Here is a 20,691-nt window from a genome sequence, read left to right on the forward strand (position 1 = left end):
GGGATCAAGAAGCGGGCCAGATGCGCCCGGTTCAGCCGTGATGATGACGGGCGTGGCTGCCCACTTCCGCCGGCGCGGCACGGCCGAGAAAGGCGCTCCAGAGCCGGGCGACCACCGCCTCGTCGAGGTCGCGGGTGATCAGGACGAGGCGCGAGCGCCGGTCGGAATCGGGCCAGGCCGAAAGCTGGATCGGTGGGTGCAGGATCTGCTGGACGGCGTGGACCAGAAGCGGAGCCTCCGGTTCCTCGGCCAGCGCGACCAGGCCCTTGAGGCGCAGCAGCCTGGGGCCATGGGTCGAGCGCAGCAGGGTCCAGAACAGTTCGAAGGTCGCGCGTCGGATCGGCTCCTCTGCGGTCAGGACGAAGGCGCGGATGCTAGCGTCGTGGCGGTTGACGTCGTGGTGGTGATGATGCCCGTGACCGTCTTGGTCATGGTGGTGATCGTGGCTAGCTTCGAGCGTCTCGGCGGCGAGCCAGCGGCGCAACTCGCCGGGCCGGTCGGCGAGATCGTAGAGCCCGGCACCGACCAGCGCCTGCGCCGGAGCGTCGGCGGGCAGGATCGCGGCACCGGGATTGAGTTCGCCGAGACGGCGGCGCAGAGCGGCGACGGCTTCGGGATCAGGGGCGATTTCGGTCTTGGTCAGGACGATCCGGTCGGCGGCGATCACCTGGCGCAGCGCCTCGGCATGGGCATCGAGCGTGGCCGGGCCATTGACCGCATCGACCACGGTGACGACACCGTCGAGCCGGAAGCGCATGGCGAGATAGCGGTGGTTGATCAGGACGTTGAGGATGGGCGCGGGGTCGGCGAGTCCGGTCGTCTCGATCACGATGCGCCGGAAAGGGGCGATCCGGTGATTGTCGCGCCGGCGCAGCAGATCCTCCAGCGTCACGATCAGATCGTCGCGGATGGTGCAGCACAGGCAGCCGGAGGCGAGCAGGACCATGTTGTCCTCGGCGCCTTCGATCAGGAGGTGGTCGAGGCCGATCTCGCCGAACTCATTGACCAGAACCAGCGTGTCGGCCAGCGCCTCGTCCTTGAGCAGGCGGTTGAGCAGCGTCGTCTTGCCGGCGCCGAGAAAGCCGGTGAGCAGGGTCAGCGGGATGGGCGGAGGCGGCATTGCAGACATGATGGACGATCGCTCTGGCGAATGATTCAGGTCGGAGGCGCGAGCGCCAGCTTCGAGGCTCGCATCCGCTTTTGTTCTAATATTACATTGACCATGATCGCGGCGACGACAAGGCCTCCGCCGGCATATTGCAGCATGCCGACGCGCTCGCCGAGCACCGCGGCGGCAATGACCACGGCGAAGACCGGCTCGGCGCAGAAGGCCAGCGCCGCCGGGCCGGGCGCGACTCGCGCCAGCGCCAGGACCTGCCAGAGGAAGCCGACGAGATAGCCGCCGATCGTGACGAGCACCGCAATCGGCGCCAGGGCGAGGGCGCCAGGCGGCTGCATGCCGCCGGTGAGCAGCAGGATCAGGAAGGTCACCGGCAGGATCATCAGATGCGACCAGAACAGCTTTGGCAGCGTCCCGGTCTCGCCGAGCGCGCCGGCGGCGAAGAACTGCACCGCCGCGGCGACGCTGGCGAGCAGCGCGAGTGCGAGGCCGCGCGGATCGAGCCCATGCCAGTCGGGCCCGACGACCATGGCGACGCCGAGAAAGGCGACGAGGACGACGACGATGCGTTCCAGGCGCGGCCGCGTCCGGGTCAGCAGCGGCTCGGCCAGCACGACCAGCACCGGGAAGGTGTAGAACACCACGGCGGCGACGGTGACCGGCAGGAAGGCGACCGAGGAGAGATAGGCGCTGCCGACGAGCCCGGTCGAGAGGCCGAACAGGATGAGGGCCGGCCAGCGGCGGCGCGGCACGGAAAGCCCGGAGCGCCAGAGCAGGATGACGCCGCCGACCAGGGCCAGCATCACGAAGACGCGGTAGAAGACCAGGAGCGGGCCGCTCAGCCCGGCCATGCCGGCGATCTGGGCGCTGACGATGTTGGTACCGAAGGCGGCGGCGGAGGCGAGCGCCAGCGCGATGCCGCGTTGGCTATTGGAGCCGTCGCCGTCGGTGCGCACGGCGTCTCCGGCAGGTTTCAGGCGTCGGGCTTGGCGGCGGAGGCTGCCGGCTTGGCCGGGCGCGGGGGAGGCTTGACCAGCGCCGTGCTCGGCTTGGGCTTGGCTGGCGCAGCCTTCGACTTGCTGGCCGGCTTGGTCAGCAAGGGCTTGGCCGGCGCAGCCTTGGCGGCGTTGCGTGCTGCCGGCTTGATGCCGGCGGCAGCACCGGGACGTAGGCTCGCCGGGGTCGCGGCGCCCGGCTGGACGGCGCCCTGCAGGCGCAGCGGGCCGGAGCCGAAAGCGTTGGAGGGAGGCTGGACCTCGTCGCCCGGCGCCGTGGCGGCGAAGGCGGAGGAGCGCGCCGGAATGGCGCCATTGGCGGAGGCGGTGCGGCCGGAGCCGACGAGCCCGGCCGCGACCGGTGCGCCCGGCTGGATGGTTTCGCGCGCGAGCTGGGTGTCGGGCTTGGCGACGACATTGGCAGCGAGCGGAGCGGAGGCCGAGGCGGGCGTGCGGCCGAAGGCGACGGGGACGGTGGCGAGCGGGGCGCGCTGGCCGAGCGTGATGCGGCCGGAGGGCGAGCGCGTCAGGACCGCGCCGCCGACGCCGGATTGCGGCACGCCGACGGCGAAGCGGTCGGAGGTGCCGTCGCTGTTGCCGCCGACACCAGGGGCGGCGGAGACGGTGATCGGACCGCTGGAATCGACGTCGTCGCCGAGCGCGCCGCCGCCGCGGCGCACGGCGTCGCAGACGCTGTAGGCGCGTCCGCCAGTGCCGGAGGGAAGGCTGGCGACCGTGGTGCCGAGCCCGCCCCATTTGCCGAAGCCGTCATCGAGTAGCTGCGCCGCCTTGATGGTGCGCTCGGCGCCGGAATGGGCGCCCATCACCACGGCGATCAGGGTGCGTCCGCCGCGGGTCGCGGTCGCGACCACATTGAAGCCGGAGGCGCAGACGAAGCCGGTCTTGAAGCCGTTGATGCCATGATAGCGGCCGACGAGTCCGTTCGTGTTCTTCAGCACCTGCTTGCCGAGCTGGACGGCGCCGGTGTTCCAGTAGTCGGAATAGTCGCCGAATTCGCTCATCAGCGCCATGGCCAGCACGGCGAGGTCGCGGGCGCTGCTCTGCTGGTCGGGGTGGTGCCAGCCATTGGGATTGACGAAATTGGTGTCGCGCATGCCAAGGCGCCGGGCCTCGGCATTCATCATTGCGACGAAACTCTCGACATCGCCGCCGACGCCTTCGGCGATGACATAGGCGATGTCGTTGGCCGACTTCACCATCATGATGCGGATGGCGTTGTCGAGCGTCACCTCCTGGCCGGCGCGGATATAGACCTTGACGCGCGGCTGGCTGGCGGCCCGCTTCGAGGCCGGGATCGCGGTCTCGAGCCCGATCTTTCCGTCGCGGACCGCCTTGAGCGCGACATAGAGCGTCATCATCTTCGTAGTCGAGGCCGGGTGCCAGGCCTGGCTCGCATTCTCGCTCGAGAGCACGGCGCCGCTCGAGGCGTCGATCACCAGGCTCGTGCCGGCGTGGGCGGGCATGGCTGCGGCGAGGAAGCTGGCGAGGGTCGCGCCGGCGGCGAAGCGAAATGCGTTCATCGGCTGAGGTCTTGAACCTGTCTTGACGTGTAGTCGAGGGGCTTCAACGCGACGCTTGAGGCATTTTCGAGACGGCGGGCGATTTCCGGCCTCGCCGATCCTGCATACCTACCCTTCGCAGAGCGATTTGCCTAGCGCCGTCAACCGGTCCACAAGCGGGCAAATCGCTTTTGTTTCGGGACTTCCGCGTGAGCTTCGCCCTTTTGTGGATACCGGCGACGCTCGCCGCCTCGCTGCTCCAGACTGCCCGCAACCTGACCCAGCGCTCCTTGACCGACGCGATCGGCGTGGTCGGCGCCACGCAGGTGCGCTTCGTGTTCGGCCTGCCTTTCGCGCTGATCTTCCTCGTCCTGGTCTGCCTGGCGAGCGGCCGCCTGCCGCCGCCGCCGGATCTGCGCTCGCTCGGCTTTACCCTTTGGGGCTCGGTGGCCCAGATCCTGGCGACCGGGCTGATGCTGGCGGCGATGCGCGAACGCTCCTTCTCGGTGACGACGGCCTATACCAAGACCGAGCCGGTGCAGGTCGCGCTGTTCGGGGCGCTCCTGCTCGGCGATGCGTTGAGCTGGCCGAAATTCGCCGCCATCGTCGTCGCCACCGCCGGCGTCGTCGTGATGTCGTGGAAGCCGGGCGAGAAGCTCAGCGCCGCGGGCCTGCGCCCGGCCGTGCTCGGCATCGCCGCAGGCGCCTCCTTCGCGCTGTCGGCGATCGGTTTCCGTGGCGGTATCCTCGCCCTGCCGGACGGTAATTTCGTGCTGCGCGCCACCACCACCCTGGCCTGGGGGCTGGCGTTCTCCTCGGTGATCCTCGTCAGCTACATGGCGGTGGCCAACAGGGCCGCGCTGCGACGCTCGCTCGAGAACTGGAAGCCTTCGCTCGCCGCCGGCTTCCTCGGCGCCGCCGCCTCGCAGTTCTGGTTCATCGGCTTCTCGCTGACCAGCGCCGCCAATGTCCGCACGCTCGGCCTGGTCGAAGTGCCGCTGGCGCAGATCGCCTCGCGCCGGATTTTTGCAGAGGGCACGTCGCGGCGCGAGATCCTGGGAATGGCGATGATCGTGGCCGGTGTCGGCGTGCTGCTGGCACTCTCGGTCGGCTAGATCGCCGCGCGTCCGTTCGGACGCGGTCACCGTGATCTATCTCAGTGTTATCGCATCGGAGTTTTCCGAAAAGTGGAGGCCACTTTTCGGTCCGATGCTATAGCGCGCTGCGGGTGCGCTTGACTGGCGTTCGCTTTCGGTGACCTTTCCACGCACGGCAGAAATGCACCCATGCCGCTTGTGGCGGCGCGCGCCCGAAGGCAGATAAGGTGTAACTGCACATCATTCGGGAGATGACGCCATGAGCGCTGCAATCGTTGGCTGGGCCCACACGCCCTTCGGCAAGCAGGACGCCGAGACCATCGAGAGCCTGATCGTCAGGGTCGCGACCGATGCGCTGGTCGATGCCGGCATCACCGCCGATCAGGTCGACGAGATCGTGCTCGGCCATTTCAACGCCGGCTTCTCGGCCCAGGACTTCACCGCCTCCCTCGTGCTGCAGGCCGATCCGGCGCTGCGCTTCAAGCCGGCGACGCGGGTCGAGAACGCCTGCGCCACCGGCTCGGCCGCGGTGCATCAGGGCGTGCGTGCCATCAAGGCGGGCGCCGCCAAGATCGTGCTCGTCGTCGGCGTCGAGCAGATGACTACGACGCCGGGGCCGGAAATCGGCAAGAACCTGCTCAAGGCCTCCTATCTGCCACAGGAAGGCGACACCCAAGGCGGCTTCGCCGGCGTCTTCGGCAAGATCGCGGGGGCCTATTTCCAGCGCCATGGCGACCAGTCCGACGCGCTCGCCATGATCGCGGCGAAGAACCATAAGAACGGCGTCGACAACCCTTACGCCCAGATGCGCAAGGATCTCGGCTATGCCTTCTGCCGCGAGGAAAGCGAGAAGAACCCCTTCGTCGCCGGGCCGCTGAAGCGCACCGACTGCTCGCTGGTCTCGGACGGCGCCGCTGCGCTGGTGCTGGCGGACGAGGAGACCGCGAAGACCATGCGTCGCGCCGTCGGCTTCCGTGGCATGGCCCATGTCCAGGACTTCCTGCCGCTGTCGCGCCGCGACATCCTGAAGTTCGAGGCCGGCGCGCGCGCCTGGCAGCAGGCGCTCGCCAATGCCGGAGTCGCGCTCGACGATCTCTCCTTCGTCGAGACCCATGACTGCTTCACCATCGCCGAGCTGCTCGAATATGAGGCGATGGGCCTGACCAGGGAGGGCGACGGCGCCCGGGCGATCAAGGAGGGCTGGACCCAGAAGGACGGCAAGCTGCCGGTCAACGTCTCGGGCGGTCTCAAGGCCAAGGGGCATCCGATCGGAGCGACCGGTGTCTCGATGCATGTGCTCTCGGCGATGCAACTCGTCGGCGAGGCGCCGGAGGGCATGCAGGTCAAGGATGCCCGCCTCGGCGGCATCTTCAACATGGGCGGGGCCGCGGTGGCGAACTACGTCTCCGTGCTCGAGCGGCTCAAGTGAGAGCCCCGGGAACTTCGCGGCCGGCCGAGGCCGCCTCGGCCCGGTGTGAGGGTTCCCGGTGACGATCTTCTTCGCGCTGCTGCCGGCCTATATCCTGTCGATCTTCTACCGCTCTTTCCTGAGCGTCATCGCCGGGCCGGTCATGGCCGATCTCAAGATCGGCCCGGCCGAGTTCGGCACGCTGGGCGCGGCCTGGTTCATCACCTTCGCCGCCGCCCAGTTCCCCGTCGGCTGGGCGCTGGACCGGCTCGGCCCGCGCCGCACGGTCGGCACGGCGATGGCGATCGGCACGGCCGGCGCCTTTCTGTTCGCCACATCCGAGAACGCCTGGGTCGCGGTCTTCGCCATGGGGCTGGTCGGCATAGGCTGCTCGCCGATCTTCATGTCGGCGCTCTATCTTTTCGCTCGCACGCAGGATGTCGCGCGCTTCGGCGTGCTGTCCTCGGTGTTCATCGGACTGGGGTCGCTCGGCAATCTCGTCGGCGCGGCGCCATTGGCCCTGGCGGCGCAGAGCTTCGGCTGGCGCGCGACCATGCTGGGTTTCGCCGCGATGTTCCTGCTGGCGACAGTGCTGGCGGCGGTGCTGGTCCGCGATCCGCCGGTGGCGACCGACGCCTCGGGCAGGCAGGAAGGGCTGCTGCAGGGGCTGAAGAGCATCGTCAGCATCGGCCCGCTCTGGCTGCTGGCCCCGATCACCCTGGTCGGCTACGCCATCATCGCGACGGCGCGCGGCCTGTGGATCGCGCCCTATATGACGCAGGTTCACGGGCTCGACGCGGTCATGGCCGGCCATGCGACGCTCGGCATGGCAACGACGATGGTCGTCGGCGCTTTCGTCTATGGCGCCCTTCAGAAGCGCACCGGCCGCAGCAAGCCGCTGGTCGCCTGGGGCACGGCCGCGACCGGGGTGGGTTTCGCCTTGCTCGCCTTGCTCGGCGAGCGCTCGATGCCGGGCTCCGTGCTGCTGTTCGCGATCGTCGGGGGGACCGGCTTCACCTATGCGATCCTGATGGCGCATGCGCGGATCTTCTTCCCCGAGCATCTGGTCGGGCGCGGCATGACCTTCGTCAATTTCCTGTTCATCGCCGGGGCGGCGATGGTCCAGTTCGGCTCGGGCTGGTTCATCGCGATGCAGCGTGGCTCCGGCCACGACGCGGCGACCGCCTTCGCCAATCTGCACTGGGTGTTCGCGGCGCTGCTGCTCGCCTCGACGGCGATCTATCTGCTGACGCCGGAGCGGAAGGCGGCATAGAGCCGCGCCTCAGCCCTCCTCGGGGGCGCGCGCGACGATGGCGAGCGCGTGCACGCCGCCGGCCAGTTCCTCGGCGAGGGCGGCGTTGATCAGACGATGGCGCTCGAGCCGGCTCTTGCCGGCGAAGGCCGGCGAGACGATATCCACCCTGAAATGGGTTTCGCCGCCTTCGCGCCAGCCGGCATGGCCGTGATGCTGGTGCGATTCGTCGAGCACTGCGAGCCGCAGGGGCGCTAGCGCCCGCTCCAGTTTGGTCTTAATCCGTTCAGCCATTGCGGTCATGATCATGCCCTTGTCGCGCGGCAGATATCGCTGCTGCGATGCCCTTGTCGCTTTCGCCTTCCGGTCCCATAACCCGTCCAGCATGAACTTCAACTCACGCCTTTTCGACCGCATCAGGATCGGCGCTTCCGAGGCGGAAGCGGTCGAGGAAATCCCTGCGCGCCGCTGCGATCATCCGGGCTGTGCCAAGAGCGGCGAGTTCCGGGCGCCGATGGGGCGCGGCAAGGAAGGCAAGTTCTTCCAGTTCTGCCTCGACCATGTGAAGGCCTATAACGCGACCTATAACTACTTCGCCGGGATGAACGACGAGGCGCTCGCCGCCTATGCCAAGCAGGAAGAGATCGGCCACCGGCCGACCTGGAAGCTCGGTGTCAATTCGAAGGCGGCGCGGATGGCGCAGCGCGGCCGGGTCGCCGGCGGCGCTGCCGGGCCCGAGGTGCAGGACGGCTTCAACATCTTCGGGGCGCGCGCCGGCCAGGAGGCAAGCAAGCCGGAATCGCGCGTCGGCATCCTGGCGCGCAAGGCGCTCGATACGCTCGGCCTCGACGACAGTGCCGACAAGGCGGCGATCAAGGCGCGCTACAAGGAACTGGTGAAGCGCTTCCACCCCGATGCGAATGCCGGCGACCGCTCGCGCGAGGGCACGCTGCAGGAAATCCTCAAGGCCTATCAGACGCTGAAGGCGCAGGGGCTGGTCTGAGCCCGGCATAGATTCTTCGCAGCATCGGGGAATAAGCAGGGCGGCGCCGTCGTTTGCGGGGCATGAGCATTGTCCCGACCCCGACCCTGACCGGGGAGCGCATCGGCGCGCCACGGTCCTTCGCCCTTCCTGCCCTGACGATGCGGCCGGCGGTCCGCACCGGAATCCTGCCGCTCGGGCTCGCCGTATCGCTCGGCGCGGCAATCTGGCTCTGCCTGCCCTTCGCGGCCGAGGCAAGGATCGCGCTCATCGTCTTCGGCCTCGCGACGGTCGCCTGGTGCCTGACGGGGCTCGACGACACGCTGATCGCGCTCGCCGCGGCGGCGGCGCTGGTCGCCACGCGCACCCTCCCGGCTCAGCAACTGCATGGCGCGCTCGGCAGCGAGCTGATCTGGCTCCTGATCGGCGCCTTCATCATCGCCGCGGCGCTGCGCGCTTGCGGGCTGGCCGAGCGGCTGGCGCTCTCGGCCCTGGCCCGTGTCCGCACCGTCAGGGCGCTCTTCCTCGCCGTGACCGGGGTAATCGTTGCCACCGCCTTCGTGGTGCCCTCGACCTCGGGCCGGGCGGCGCTGCTGCTGCCGGTCTATCTCGCCCTTGCCGCGGCGATCGACGATGCCAGGATCAACCGGGCGTTCGCTCTGCTGTTCCCGACGGTGATCCTGCTTTCGGCCGGCGGCTCGCTGATCGGCGCGGGGGCGCATCTGATTGCCGTCGAGATGATCCTGCGCAGCGGCGGCGCCGGCTATGGCTATCTCGGCTGGATGGCGATGGCGCTGCCGCTGGCGGTGCTCGCCAGCCTCGCAGCCATGGCGATCATCCTGTGGCTGTTCCTCGAACCGGTCGAGCGGCGGCGGGCTCTGTCCCTGCCAGCGCCCGAGACCGGACCGCTCTGCCGCCAGCAGTTCTATGTCGGCGCCGTCATCGGCTTCGTCGTTCTCGGTTGGAGCACGCAGGGACTGCATGGCCTCGATGCCGCGGTCGTCACCCTGCTCGGCGCCGTCGCGGTGACGCTGAAGCCGTTCGCTCCGGTCTCGATGAAGCAGGCGGCGAAAGCGGTGGAATGGCAGCTGATCCTGTTCCTCGCCGCGACCACGCTGATGGGCAGTGCGCTGATCGCGACCGGCGCGGCGAAATCGCTGATGGAGCTTCTGCTTGCAGCGTTGCCACCCGGCGCACTGGGCTCGGTGCCGGTGGTCGCGGCGCTGGTCGCCGCGGTCGCGCTGCTCTCGCATCTGCTGATCACCTCGCGTAGCGCGCGAGCGACCATCCTGATCCCGCTGCTCGCCCTGCCGCTGGTCGCGCATGGCTATGATGCCAGCGCGCTGATCGTGCTGATCGTGATGGGCACCGGCTTCTGCCAGACGCTGGCGGTCAGCGCCAAGCCGGTCGCGCTCTATGCCGATCTCGAAAAGCCGACCTATGCGGCGCGCGACCTGATGCTCCTTTCGCTGGCGTTGCTGCCGGTGATGTTCGCGCTGTTGATGGGCTTCTCTCTCTGGATCTGGCCGCTTTTCGGCCTGGCTTTGCGTTGAGCCGAGGCGCGAAAATAATGAGCCGGCATCGGAATAAGCCCGGAGCGGCGTCGTTTACGGAGCAGAGGCGCAAGGCCTCGTGGCACTGTGAGGATCATCCGATGACGCTCAACATCCTGATCGCCCCTTCGGGGTTCAAGGAGAGCCTGGACGCCAGCGACGTCGCCGCCGCCATCGCCTCGGGCGTCCATGCCGCCATGCCGGACGCAAGGACCTTGCTGGCGCCGCTGGTCGATGGCGGCGAGGGCTTCACCCGGGCGCTGGTCGCCGCCACCGGCGGTCAGCTCCATGAGCTGACCGTGACCGGGCCGGTCGGCCAGCCGGTCGTCGCCTGCTTCGGCTTCCTCGGCCGCCCCGGCCCGAAGACCGCGGTGATCGAGATGGCTGCTGCCGCCGGTCTCGCTTTGGTCCCGCGCGACCAGCGCAACCCGATGCTGACGACGAGCTATGGCGTCGGCGAGCTGATCCTGGCGGCGCTCGATGCCGGTGCGGAACGCATCCTGATCGGCTGCGGCGACAGCGGCATCAATGATGGCGGGGCCGGCATGGCCGAGGCCCTCGGCATCCGCCTGCTCGATGCGAAGGGGCAGCAGATCGCCCGCGGCGGCGGCGCGCTTGCCGACCTCGCCCGCATCGATCTTTCCGGTCGCGATCCGCGTCTCGACCACGTCAGGATCGATGCCGCGGTGAACTGGCACAACATCCTGCTCGGCCCGAAAGGCGTGGCGCGCGTCTTCGCGCCGCAGAAGGGGGCGACGCCGGAGCAGGTCGTCGTCCTGGAGGCCGCGCTCGAGACCTATGCCGCCTGTCTGCGCGAGGCGACCGGGCAGGATCTGTCCTGCGCGCCCGGCGGCGGCGCCTCGGGAGGGCTCGGCGCCGGCCTGCAGGGGCTGCTGGGCGCAAGGCTGCACCCGCGTTACAATATCGTGATGCAATATCTGGCTTTCGACGATCTGCTTGGCCAGGCCGACCTCGTGATCACTGCCGAGGGCTGCCTCGACGAACAGACGCCCTTCGGCAAAATCCCGGCCGAGGTGGCGCGGCGCGCCAAGGCCCTGGGCATTCCGGTGGTGGCGCTCGCCGGCACGATCGGTCGGGGCAAGGTGCGGATCAATTTCGAGCATGGCATCGACGCCTTCGCCAGCATCCTGAAGCGACCCTGCACGCTGGAGGAGGCGATTGCCGAAACCGAAAAGCTGCTGCGCCGCGCCGCCGAGGATGCGGTGCGCATGATCGGCGTCGGCATCCGCCTGCGCGGCGAGAGGACGGCGGCATGACGCATTGCCGTCCTTCCTCCGCCGGCCTGACGCGGCTCGCGCGGGCCCTGACGCTCGGCTTCGGGTTGGCACTGATGCCCTTTGGCAGCCTGCCCGACGCCTCCGGCCGTTTCGCTGCCGCTCTCGCCGACGATGATGGCGGTGGCGATGACGGCGGCGGAGGTGGAGGAGGAACGGGCGGCAGCGGAGCCGGCGGTCCCGGAGGCGGCAGTGGAGGCGGCAGCTCGGAGCGCAGCAGCAGCGGGCGCCATATCCGTTCCTTCAACCTGTTCGGCCTGTTCGAGATCGGGCAAGGCGCGCCGCGCCGGACGCAGCGGAATACGCAGCGTCCGGCGCGGCAGGCCGTGCCGCGCGAGATCGTCGCGGCGGGATTGAACGAGGCGGATATCGCCCGGTTGCGCGAGGAAGGGTTTCGCGTTGTCGCGCAGCGCAGCCTCGGCCTCGTCGGCAACCAGACGGTGCGCATGCGCGTGCCGCGGCGTCTCTCGACGGCGCGGGCACTGGAGCGGGTGCGCACGCTGTTTCCGGCGGCCCTGGTCGATCTCAACCATCTCTATCGCGGCGTCGCGGCGCCATGCCCGGAACATCGCTGCTTCTCGCTGCTGGCGCCCGAGGCCCGCATTACCGGCAGCTGCGTCGCGCGCGGTACCATCGGCATGGTCGACACCTCTGTCGATCTCGCGCATCCGGCGCTCGCCGGCCGGGCGATCGAGGCCGAGAGCGTACGCGAGGCGGGCTACCGACCGGCGGGCGACGCGCACGGAACCGATGTCGCGATCCTGCTGACGCGAGGCACCGGCGGCGAGGGGGCACGCATCATCGCCGTCGACGCTTTCCACCGGCGTGGCGGCAGCGCCAATGCCGACAGTTTCGATCTCGTCGCGGCGCTCGATCTTCTGGCTCGGCGCCAGGTGCAGACCGTCAATCTGAGCCTGGCCGGGCCGGCGAACCTGCTGCTCGAGCGTCTCGGTGCCTTGATGCACGAGCGCGGCGCGGTGCTGGTCGCGGCCGCCGGCAATGACGGGCCGGGCACCGAGCCGCGCTATCCGGCGGCCTATCCCTGGGCGGTGGCGGTGACCGCGATCGATCGCGACGGCAAGGTCTATGCGCGGGCCAATCGTGGCGAACATCTCGCCTTCGCGGCGCCGGGGGTGCGCATCCAGTTCCCCGACAAGGCGATGCGGCCCGGCCCGCCGCGCTCGGGTACCTCCTATGCCGCGCCGCTGGTGACGCTCGCCTTCGCCCATCGCCGGATGCAGGACGAGAAGGCGGCGCCGCAGGCGCTGCTCGCCGCGCTCTCGGCCGAGGCCAGGGATCTAGGCGCGCCCGGCCGCGACCCCGTCTTCGGCTGGGGCAGCTTGTCCTGCCCGCAATAGCTTCGAGCAATACCGAGAGACACAGATGTCTGACAGGCTATCAGGCCAGAATGCGAGCGGACAGCCGCCGCCGGGAGGAGTCGGCGGGCTCTCGCCCTTCGCGACAGAGCTGGTCGCGCTGCTGCCGCGGCTGCGGCGCTATGCGATGACGCTGACGCGCTCGGCCAGCGAGGCCGACGATCTCGCGCAGGCGAGCTGCGAGCGGGCGCTGAAGGCGCAGGCGCAGTTTCAGGAGGGGACTAGGCTCGATGCCTGGCTGTTCAGCATCACGCGCAATCTCTGGATCGATGCGCTGCGCAAGCGCCAGCGCGAGGGGCGCACCGAGGAGATCGACGCCCATCTCGATCTGCCGGGCGAGGATGGCCGGCAGGTGAACGAGGTCGCGCTGACCGTCGATTCCGTCCAGCAGGCGCTGGCGCAGATGCCCGAGGAGCATCGCCGGCTGCTGATGCTGATCTGCGTCGAGGGCTGCAGCTATCGCGACGCCTCGCAGCAATTGGCGATCCCGATCGGCACGGTGATGAGCCGCCTGTCGCGGGCGCGGCAGGGTCTGGCGGCAAGACTGGGAATGGAAGCGAAATGACGAAGCCCGTGGTTTCCGACGAGATGCTGATCGCCCTCGCCGATGGCGAACTCGCCGCCGGCGAGGCGGACCGTCTGCATGCTTTGGTCACGGCCGATCCCGAACTGGCCGAGCGCTTCGCCGTCCTGGCCGAGACGCGCTTCCTGCTCGAAGCCGAGGGCGAGGCGAAGCAGGAGCAGGAGCCGGTGCCGGAGCGGCTGCTGGCCGCGATCGCCGCCACCGATATCCGCCCGACGCCCGTTCAGCCGCAACTGACGGTGATCGCCGGCGGCGCCCCGGAAAAGCAGCCAGCAGCGCCGCGTCCCGCCGTCCCTCGCGCGGCCTGGCGCCTGCCGCTGGCGGCGAGCTTCCTGCTCGTGGCGGGCGGAGTGGCTGGCTATCTCGCCGGGCGCGGCGGGCCGGGCGCCGAACCCGGCATCGCGGTCGCAGGCCTCGCGCGCGCTGGGCTCAGCGCGGCGCTCGACACCGTGGCGAGTGGCGGCACGGTTGCGCTGCCGGCGGGAAAGCTGCGCATCATCGCCTCGCACAAGCTCGCCGATGGCCGGCTCTGCCGGGAGTACACGGTCTCCGGCGCCGGTGAGGGCGCGCCCGGCTGGAACGGGATCGACTGCCGGGACGGGCAGGGCTGGCGGACCGAGTTCGTCGCGGCGACCCCGCCCGAGACGGCGGGATACAAGCCGGCGAGCGGCGGCGCGCTGGCCGAGGCTTTCCTGCTCGATCGCGGCGCGGAAGGCCCGCTCGATCCGGCGGCCGAGCAGGGGCTGCTGAAAGGGGCGAGGTAGCCGGCCGGGGGACGCGGCCGGCGTCAGCGCTCCTTCGCCGCGAGCCCGGCGACATCGGCGATGATGCCATCGAGGGCGAAGTCCTTGGGCGTGTAGACCGCCGCGACCCCCATATTGCGCAGGGCGTTCTCGTCATCGGGCGGGATGATGCCACCGACCACGACCGGCACCTCCATGCCGGCGACGCGCAGGCGCGCGGTGACGTCGCGCACCAGCGGCAGATGCGAACCCGAAAGAATGGAAAGGCCGATGATATCTGCCTCGGTTTCCTTCGCCTGGGTCACGATCTCCTCGGGAGTCTGGCGAATTCCGCCATAACTGACCTGCATGCCGGCATCGCGCGCCCTGACCGCGATCTGCTCGGCCCCGTTCGAATGGCCGTCGAGCCCGGGCTTGCCGACCAGGAAGCGCGGCGTGCGGCCGAGCTTTTCGGTCGCGCGGGCGACGGCGGCCTTGACCGTGGCGAGCCCGGCATCGTCGCCGAGCTTGGTCGTGTCGACGCCGGTCGGGGCGCGGTACTCGCCGAATATCTCGCGCAGGGTCTGGGCCCATTCGCCGGTGGTGACGCCGGCCTTGGCGCAGGCGATCGAGGCCGGCATGACGTTGCGGGCTTCCTTGGCGGCGCTCGCCAATTCCGCCAGCGCGGCCTCGGCCGCTCTGGCGTCGCGGGCCGAGCGCCAGGCCTTCAGCCGACCGACGGCCTCGATCTCGACCGAATCCGGGACGGTCACGACATTGCCTTCGCCGGCCGAGAGCGGCGAGGGCTCGCTATTGGTGAACTTGTTGACGCCGACGACGATCTGCTCGCCGCGCTCGATCGCCTCGATCCGGCGCGCGCCGTTCTCGACCAGCGCCTGCTTCATATAGCCGGTCTCGATCGCGGCCAGGGCCCCGCCCATGGCGTCGATCTTCGCCAGTTCCTCGAGCGCCGCCGCCTTGAGCTCGGCGACCTTGCTGTCGATCACGGTCGAGCCGTCGAAGATGTCGCCGAATTCGAGCAGGTCGGTCTCATAGGCCAGCACCTGCTGCATGCGCAGCGACCATTGCTGGTCGAAGGGGCGCGGCAGGCCGAGCGCCTCGTTCCAGGCCGGCAGCTGCACGGCGCGGGCGCGGGCCTTCTTGGAGAGCGTCACCGCCAGCATTTCGATCAGGATGCGGTAGACATTGTTCTCGGCTTGCGGCTCGGTCAGCCCGAGCGAATTGACCTGCACGCCATAGCGGAAGCGGCGATGCTGCTCCTCGGTGACGCCATAGCGGCCGAGGGTGATCTCGTCCCAGAGTTCGACGAAGCTGCGCATCTTGCAGAGCTCGGTGACGAAGCGCATGCCGGCATTGACGAAGAAGGAGATGCGCCCGACGACGCTGCCGAATTCCTCCGCCGAGACCTCCGGCCGGGCCCTGATCGAGTCGAGCAGGGCGATCGCGGTCGCGAGCGCGAAGGAGAGTTCCTGCACCGGCGAGGCACCGGCTTCCTGGAGATGGTAGGAACAGACATTGGTCGGGTTCCATTTCGGCAGTTCGCGGGCCGTGAACACGACGATGTCGGTGGTCAGCGCCATGGAGGGGCGCGGCGGGAAGACATAGGTCCCGCGCGAGAGGTATTCCTTGACGAGGTCGTTCTGGGTCGTGCCCTGCAAAGCCGGGCGCGGGGCGCCCTGCTCGTCGGCGACGGCGATATAGAGCGAGAGCAGCCAGGCCGCCGTCGCGTTGATCGTCATCGAGGTGTTCATCTGCGCCAGCGGAATGTCCTGGAACAGGGTCCGCATGTCGCCGAGATGCGTCACGGGCACGCCGACCTTGCCGACCTCGCCGCGCGAGAGGACATGGTCGGGGTCGTAGCCGGTCTGGGTCGGCAGGTCGAAGGCGACGGAAAGCCCGGTCTGGCCCTTGGCGAGATTGGTCCGGTAGAGCCTGTTGGATTCGGCGGCGTCGGAGTGGCCGGCATAGGTCCGGAAGATCCAGGGTTTATCACGCGACAAAGGCTTGTCGCGCTGGGCCTGCTTGCCGAGAGGATCGATCGCGTTCATGGCCGCTCCCTGCCGTGCCGTCTTCTTGAGCTCGTGCAAACTGATTGTTGCACTGCAGCGAAGATAACGCCAGTGGGGGCGAAAGGTCGCCTCAGACCTTGGGATGAGGGCGGAGCAGGGCTATCGCTCGGGATGAGCTGGGTCGTTGCCTCTCCGTCATGCTCGCCCTTGTGGCGAGCATCCACGTCTTGAGCGTCGTCTTCGATTGCCGAAGACGTGGATGGTCGGGACAAGCCCGACCATGACGATGGAAAGCGGCGCGGAATGCTACTCCGCCAGTTCGCGCATCACCTTGATCAGGTCGGACTTGCCCTCAAAGCCGATGCCCGGCAGGTCCGGCATGGTGATGAAGCTGTTTTCGACCCGAACCGTGTCAGGGAAGCCGCCATAAGGCTGGAACAGGTCGGGATAGCTCTCATTGCCGCCGAGGCCGAGGCCAGCGGCGATGTTGAGCGACATCTGGTGGCCGCCATGCGGGATGCAGCGGTCGTAAGCCCAGCCGGCGACCTTCAGCGCGGCGAGGGTGCGCTGGTATTCGCAGAGCCCGTAGGAGAGGGCGCAGTCGAATTGCAGCCAGTCGCGATCCGGCCGCATGCCGCCATGGCGCAGGAGGTTGCGCGCGTCCTGATGGCTGAACAGGTTCTCGCCGGTCGCCATCGGGCCGGGATAGAATTCGGCGAGGGCAGCCTGGAGGGCGTAGTCGAGCGGGTCGCCCGCCTCCTCGTACCAGAACAGCGGATAGTCGCGCAGCGCCTTGGCATAGGCGATCGCGGTCTCGAGGTCGAAGCGGCCATTGGCGTCGACGGCGAGCTGCGCATCCCCACCGATCTCGGCCAGCACAGCCTCGATCCGGCGCCGATCTTCGGCGAGCGAGGCGCCGCCGATCTTCATCTTCACGACGCGATAGCCGCGGTCGAGATAGGAGCGCATCTCGGCGCGCAGAGCATCGTCGTCCTTGCCGGGATAGTAGTAGCCGCCGGCGGCGTAGACGAAGACCTTCGGGTCGGCCAGCCGGCCATGGCGCTCGGCGAGCAGGCGGAAGAGCGGCTTGCCGGCGATCTTGGCGGTGGCGTCCCAGATCGCCATGTCGAGCGTGCCGACGGCGACCGAGCGCTCGCCATGGCCGCCCGGCTTCTCGTTCTTCATCATCGCCGCCCAGCAGCGATCGGGATCGAGATTGTCGCCGGTTTCGTCGACGAGGCTCTTCGCCTCGGCTTCCAGCAGGCGCGGCGCGAAGCGTTCGCGGATCAGCCCGCCCTGGCCGTAGCGGCCATTCGAGTTGAAGCCGTAGCCGACGACGCGACGTCCGTCGCGGACGACGTCGGTGACGACGGCGACGAGGCTCGTCGTCATCTTCGAGAAGTCGATATAGGCATTGCGGATCGGCGAGGCGATCGGTTGCGTGATCTCGCGGACGTCGACGATGCGCATGGTCTTCTGCTCCCCTTTGGGGCGCTTATGCCGCTGGGTGGTCGGTCTGACAACGGCCGCTATCGGCGGGGCTGTTCGGTGCCGGCTACATGGAGCAGCTCATTCGAAACATGGGTTTCGAGGATCACCATGGTCGAGGTTTCCGCGACGCATGGGATCGATTGCAGCCCGGCGCTGATGAAGTTCCGGAGTGCGTCGATGTCCTTGACCCAGACGCGCAGCAGATAATCGACATTACCGGTCACCAGCAGGCATTCCGTGATTTCGGGACGCCCCTGGATGGCGCTCATGAACTGGCTGGCGGCATCCGGGCTCTGCTTGGCGAGCTTGACGCTGACCATGACGCAGATGCCGAAGCCGAGCGCCATCGGGCTGATCCGCGCCGAATAGCCTTCGATCACGCCTGCATCTTCGAGCCGTTTGATGCGCCGGGTGCAGGGCGTTGCGGACAGGCCCACCAGCTCCGCCAGTTCCAGTATCGAGATGCGCCCGTTGTGCTGCAGAGCAGCGAGAATGCGCCGGTCGATGCGGTCCAGTTCGATCATGGGTGAGTTCCACTAGCAGTAGTCGAATCTGATAGCTGAAAAATGGATCTCTGAGCGAATTTCCACGAAAGATCGCACGGATTCGCTCAAGCTCTGAGTGCTATGGTGGCGTCAAACCCTGGGGTAGAAGATGCCCGCTGTCGACGAGAAGGTGATCGAGCTCCATGCCGAAACTTGACGGGCCCATGCCGAAATCGCGTCCTGCCCTCGCCAGCTGGCTCTCGACCGGCAACAGCATCACCCAGCAGTTCATGGCGATCGGCGGGCAGGCCGATTTCGTCAGCCTCGCCGGCGGGCTACCGGCGGCGGAGCTCTATCCGGTCGAGGCGATGGCGGCCGCGCAGGAGCGGACGCTGACGCGCTGGGGTTCGGCGATCCTGGAATACGGGCCGATCGAAGGGCTTCCGGCGCTGCGGGCGGCGGTGGCGGAACGGGTCTCCGCGGCGAGCGGGCGCCGCTTCGGTCCGGAAAACGTGCTCCTCACCACCGGCGCGATGCAGGGGCTCGATCTCGTCGGCAAGCTCCTGGTCGACCCCGGCGAGCTGATCGTCTCGCAATTCCCGACCTATCTCGGGGCGCTCGACGCCTGGCGGCCGCGTGCGCCGCGCTATGAGAAGCTCGACTGGAGCCTGCAGGCGCCGGGCCATGACGTGGCGCTGCGGCAGGCCAAATTCGTCTATGCCGTGCCGAATTATTCGAACCCGACCGGCGTGCTCGTCTCGCAGGAACAGCGGGCCGGGCTGCTCGACAAGGTGATCGAGGCCGGGACCTGGCTGGTCGAGGACGACCCCTATCTGCCGCTGCAGTTCGACGGGCCGGCCGGGCCCGGCATCCTCGCCCATCATGCGCAGCGCCAGCCGAACGGCGCCTATGACGGGCCGGTGATCTATCTCGGTACGCTCTCGAAGAGCCTGGCACCGGGAATGCGTGTCGGCTGGATCGTCGCCGAGGCCTCGCTGATCGCGGCGCTGGCGCTGGTCAAGCAGTCGACCGACATCGCCTCCAGTCTGCTGACGCAGGCGCTGGCGCTCGAAATGATCGAGAGCGATTTCGAGGCGCAGCATGTGCCGAAGATCGTCGCGACCTATCGCGAGCGGCGCGACGCGCTCTGCGCCGCCGCGAGCGACCATCTCTCCGACTGGTTCGAATGGGAGGTGCCGCCCGGTGGCATGTTCGTCTGGATGCGGGCGAAGACGCCGGAGATCGACACCGACGTGCTCTATGCCCATGCGTTCCAGGAGAAGGTCGCCTTCGTGCCATCGAGCGTCTTCGATCCCAATGGCGCCCTGAAGAGCGCGATGCGGGTGAACTTCACCCGCTCGGCGCCGGATGTGCTGGGCGAGGGCGTGCGCCGGCTGGCGCGGGCGACAAGGCGCCAGCTCGAAGCGCGGCCAGACCGGGCGGCCTGAACGACCTCGCTTTGGCTCAGGCCGGCTTCGCGACCAGCGCGCCGGCCTTGCCGCCGCGCATGGTGATGCAGAAGGCGGCGGCGAAGAGGCAGAGTGCGCCGGCGATGAAGAAGGCCGGCAGATAGCTGTCATAGACGGTGCGGCTGAAGCCGGCGCCATAGGCGGCGAAGGCGGCGCCGAGCTGGTGGCCGGCGAAGATCCAGCCGAAGACGAGGTTCGCCTTCTCGCCGAAGCGATCGGCGGCGAGCTTCACCGTCGGCGGCACGGTCGCGACCCAGTCGAGCCCGTAAAAGACCGCGAACAGAGCGAGGCCGTAGAACGAGAAGCCGGTGAAGGGCAGGTAGAGCAGCGAGAGCCCGCGCAGCCCGTAATACCAGAACAGCAGCCAGCGGCTGTCATAGCGGTCGGAGAGCCAGCCCGAGCCGACCGTGCCGAGGAAATCGAAGATGCCGATCACGGCGAGCACGCCCGCCGCCGTCACCGCGGCCATGCCGTAATCGCCGCAGAGCGCGATGAAATGGGTCTGCACCAGCCCGTTGGTGCTGGCGCCGCAGACGAAGAAGGTGCCGAACAGCACCCAGAAGGTGCGGGTCCGTGCCGCCTGGCGCAGTGCGACGAGCGGCGAGACGAGCATCGCTACAAGGCTTGTCGGCGCGGCAGGCGCGGGCACCAGCGCCGTCTCGCCATAGGGCGCGAGCCCGACATCGACCGGCCGGTCGCGCATCAGGGCGAGAACGGCGAGCGCCGCGACGACGATCAGACCAAGGACCAGCAGCATGGCCGAGCGCCAGCCGACCTGACCGGTCAGCCAGGCGAGCAGAGGCAGGAAGACGAGCTGGCCGGTCGCGGTGCTCGCCGTCAGCAGGCCGACGACGAGGCCGCGCCGGTGCGAGAACCAGCGCGTCGCGACGGTCGCGCCGAGCACCATGGCTGTCATGCCGGTGCCGAAGCCGAGCACGACGCCCCAGAGCAGCATCAGCTGCCAGAGCTCGGTCATGGCAAAGGAGCCGAGGATGCTCGCGGCGATCAAGGTGAGCGCGACGGCGACGACCGGGCGCAGGCCGAAGCGGTTCATGAAGGCGGCGGCGAACGGGCCCATCAGGCCGAACAGCGCGAGCCGGACCGCCAGAGCCGAGGAGATTTCGGAGGTCGCCCAGCCGAACTCCTTCTGCAGCGGCCCGATCAGCACGCCGGGCGCGCCGACCGCGCCCGCGGTCACCAGCATGGTCAGGAAGGTCACGGCGGCGACGACCCAGCCGTAATGGATGCTGCGGCGGGCGAGGGCGCCGGCGAGGCCTGAAGGGGCGGGCGGGGCGGCGAGGTCCGGTTGCATG

At 68.8% G+C, this 20,691-nt stretch carries 18 protein-coding genes; 10 read left to right on the forward strand and 8 right to left on the reverse strand.

Annotation, left to right across the window (positions count from 1 at the left end; genetic code table 11):
- Positions 1–31: 31 nt before the first annotated feature.
- The 3 genes from AC3RCC_RS06470 to AC3RCC_RS06480 are packed head-to-tail and all read right to left on the reverse strand — an operon-like array spanning position 32 to position 3,656.
- Complete coding sequence (locus AC3RCC_RS06470) at positions 32–1,129, reverse strand: CobW family GTP-binding protein (protein ID WP_492257961.1); 1,098 nt, start codon at positions 1,127–1,129, stop codon at positions 32–34.
- A 26-nt stretch (positions 1,130–1,155) separates the two neighbouring features.
- Positions 1,156–2,076, reverse strand: a complete 921-nt coding sequence (locus AC3RCC_RS06475) for a DMT family transporter (protein ID WP_291638232.1) — start codon at positions 2,074–2,076, stop codon at positions 1,156–1,158.
- A gap of 17 nt (positions 2,077–2,093) precedes the next feature.
- Complete coding sequence (locus tag AC3RCC_RS06480) at positions 2,094–3,656, reverse strand: D-alanyl-D-alanine carboxypeptidase family protein (protein ID WP_492257962.1); 1,563 nt, start codon at positions 3,654–3,656, stop codon at positions 2,094–2,096.
- 188 nt (positions 3,657–3,844) lie between these two features.
- On the opposite strand from AC3RCC_RS06480, the gene AC3RCC_RS06485 reads away from it, so the two are divergent.
- From AC3RCC_RS06485 to AC3RCC_RS06495, 3 genes are all read left to right on the forward strand, one after another.
- Complete coding sequence (locus tag AC3RCC_RS06485) at positions 3,845–4,750, forward strand: EamA family transporter (RefSeq protein WP_291638230.1); 906 nt, start codon at positions 3,845–3,847, stop codon at positions 4,748–4,750.
- Between the two features lie 241 nt (positions 4,751–4,991).
- Positions 4,992–6,161 carry an acetyl-CoA acetyltransferase gene (locus tag AC3RCC_RS06490; RefSeq protein WP_291638229.1) on the forward strand — a complete coding sequence of 390 codons (1,170 nt, stop codon included), beginning with the start codon at positions 4,992–4,994 and terminating at the stop codon, positions 6,159–6,161.
- Between the two features lie 58 nt (positions 6,162–6,219).
- Positions 6,220–7,413, forward strand: coding sequence for an MFS transporter (locus AC3RCC_RS06495; RefSeq protein WP_492257963.1), 1,194 nt, complete (start codon positions 6,220–6,222; stop codon positions 7,411–7,413).
- A gap of 9 nt (positions 7,414–7,422) precedes the next feature.
- Here AC3RCC_RS06495 and AC3RCC_RS06500 read toward each other — a convergent pair whose 3' ends face one another.
- Positions 7,423–7,695, reverse strand: a complete 273-nt coding sequence (locus AC3RCC_RS06500; RefSeq protein ID WP_492258758.1) for a BolA family protein — start codon at positions 7,693–7,695, stop codon at positions 7,423–7,425.
- Positions 7,696–7,777: 82 nt separating this feature from the next.
- On the opposite strand from AC3RCC_RS06500, the gene AC3RCC_RS06505 reads away from it, so the two are divergent.
- From AC3RCC_RS06505 to AC3RCC_RS06530, 6 genes are all read left to right on the forward strand, one after another.
- Positions 7,778–8,395 carry a J domain-containing protein gene (locus tag AC3RCC_RS06505; RefSeq protein ID WP_452117115.1) on the forward strand — a complete coding sequence of 206 codons (618 nt, stop codon included), beginning with the start codon at positions 7,778–7,780 and terminating at the stop codon, positions 8,393–8,395.
- A gap of 62 nt (positions 8,396–8,457) precedes the next feature.
- Complete coding sequence (locus tag AC3RCC_RS06510) at positions 8,458–9,927, forward strand: SLC13 family permease (RefSeq protein ID WP_492257964.1); 1,470 nt, start codon at positions 8,458–8,460, stop codon at positions 9,925–9,927.
- Between the two features lie 101 nt (positions 9,928–10,028).
- Positions 10,029–11,204: a glycerate kinase family protein gene (locus tag AC3RCC_RS06515; RefSeq protein ID WP_492257965.1), complete on the forward strand. Its 1,176-nt coding sequence runs from the start codon at positions 10,029–10,031 to the stop codon at positions 11,202–11,204.
- A complete protein-coding gene (locus tag AC3RCC_RS06520) occupies positions 11,201–12,580 on the forward strand; it encodes a S8 family serine peptidase (RefSeq protein ID WP_492257966.1) in 1,380 nt (459 codons plus the stop codon). The genes AC3RCC_RS06515 and AC3RCC_RS06520 overlap by 4 nt, the downstream gene beginning before the upstream one ends.
- Before the next feature lie 25 nt (positions 12,581–12,605).
- Positions 12,606–13,163, forward strand: coding sequence for an RNA polymerase sigma factor (locus AC3RCC_RS06525; protein WP_492257967.1), 558 nt, complete (start codon positions 12,606–12,608; stop codon positions 13,161–13,163).
- The gene (locus tag AC3RCC_RS06530; RefSeq protein ID WP_492257968.1) at positions 13,160–13,945 is read left to right on the forward strand and encodes an anti-sigma factor family protein; all 786 of its coding nucleotides are present in this window, start codon (positions 13,160–13,162) and stop codon (positions 13,943–13,945) included. The genes AC3RCC_RS06525 and AC3RCC_RS06530 overlap by 4 nt, the downstream gene beginning before the upstream one ends.
- Positions 13,946–13,968: 23 nt before the next feature.
- Here the strand turns inward: AC3RCC_RS06530 and AC3RCC_RS06535 are convergent, their stop codons facing one another.
- The 3 genes from AC3RCC_RS06535 to AC3RCC_RS06545 all read right to left on the reverse strand — a co-directional run bounded on the left by AC3RCC_RS06535 (position 13,969) and on the right by AC3RCC_RS06545 (position 17,948).
- Complete coding sequence (locus tag AC3RCC_RS06535; RefSeq protein WP_492257969.1) at positions 13,969–15,972, reverse strand: methylmalonyl-CoA mutase family protein; 2,004 nt, start codon at positions 15,970–15,972, stop codon at positions 13,969–13,971.
- 267 nt (positions 15,973–16,239) lie between these two features.
- Positions 16,240–17,403, reverse strand: a complete 1,164-nt coding sequence (locus tag AC3RCC_RS06540) for a mandelate racemase/muconate lactonizing enzyme family protein (protein ID WP_492257970.1) — start codon at positions 17,401–17,403, stop codon at positions 16,240–16,242.
- A 59-nt stretch (positions 17,404–17,462) separates the two neighbouring features.
- Positions 17,463–17,948 (reverse strand): Lrp/AsnC family transcriptional regulator, encoded by a 486-nt coding sequence (locus AC3RCC_RS06545; protein ID WP_291638219.1) that lies wholly within the window; start codon positions 17,946–17,948, stop codon positions 17,463–17,465.
- A gap of 185 nt (positions 17,949–18,133) precedes the next feature.
- Here AC3RCC_RS06545 and AC3RCC_RS06550 point away from each other — a divergent pair, with 185 nt between their 5' ends.
- Positions 18,134–19,357, forward strand: coding sequence for an aminotransferase-like domain-containing protein (locus AC3RCC_RS06550; protein WP_492257971.1), 1,224 nt, complete (start codon positions 18,134–18,136; stop codon positions 19,355–19,357).
- Between the two features lie 16 nt (positions 19,358–19,373).
- On the opposite strand, the gene AC3RCC_RS06555 is transcribed toward AC3RCC_RS06550, so the two are convergent.
- Entirely contained in the window at positions 19,374–20,690 is a 1,317-nt protein-coding gene (locus AC3RCC_RS06555; RefSeq protein WP_492257972.1) for an MFS transporter, read from the reverse strand.
- Between the last annotated feature and the right edge of the window lies 1 nt (position 20,691).

It is taken from the genome of Allobosea sp. GW823-FHT01F03, from assembly GCF_058798075.1.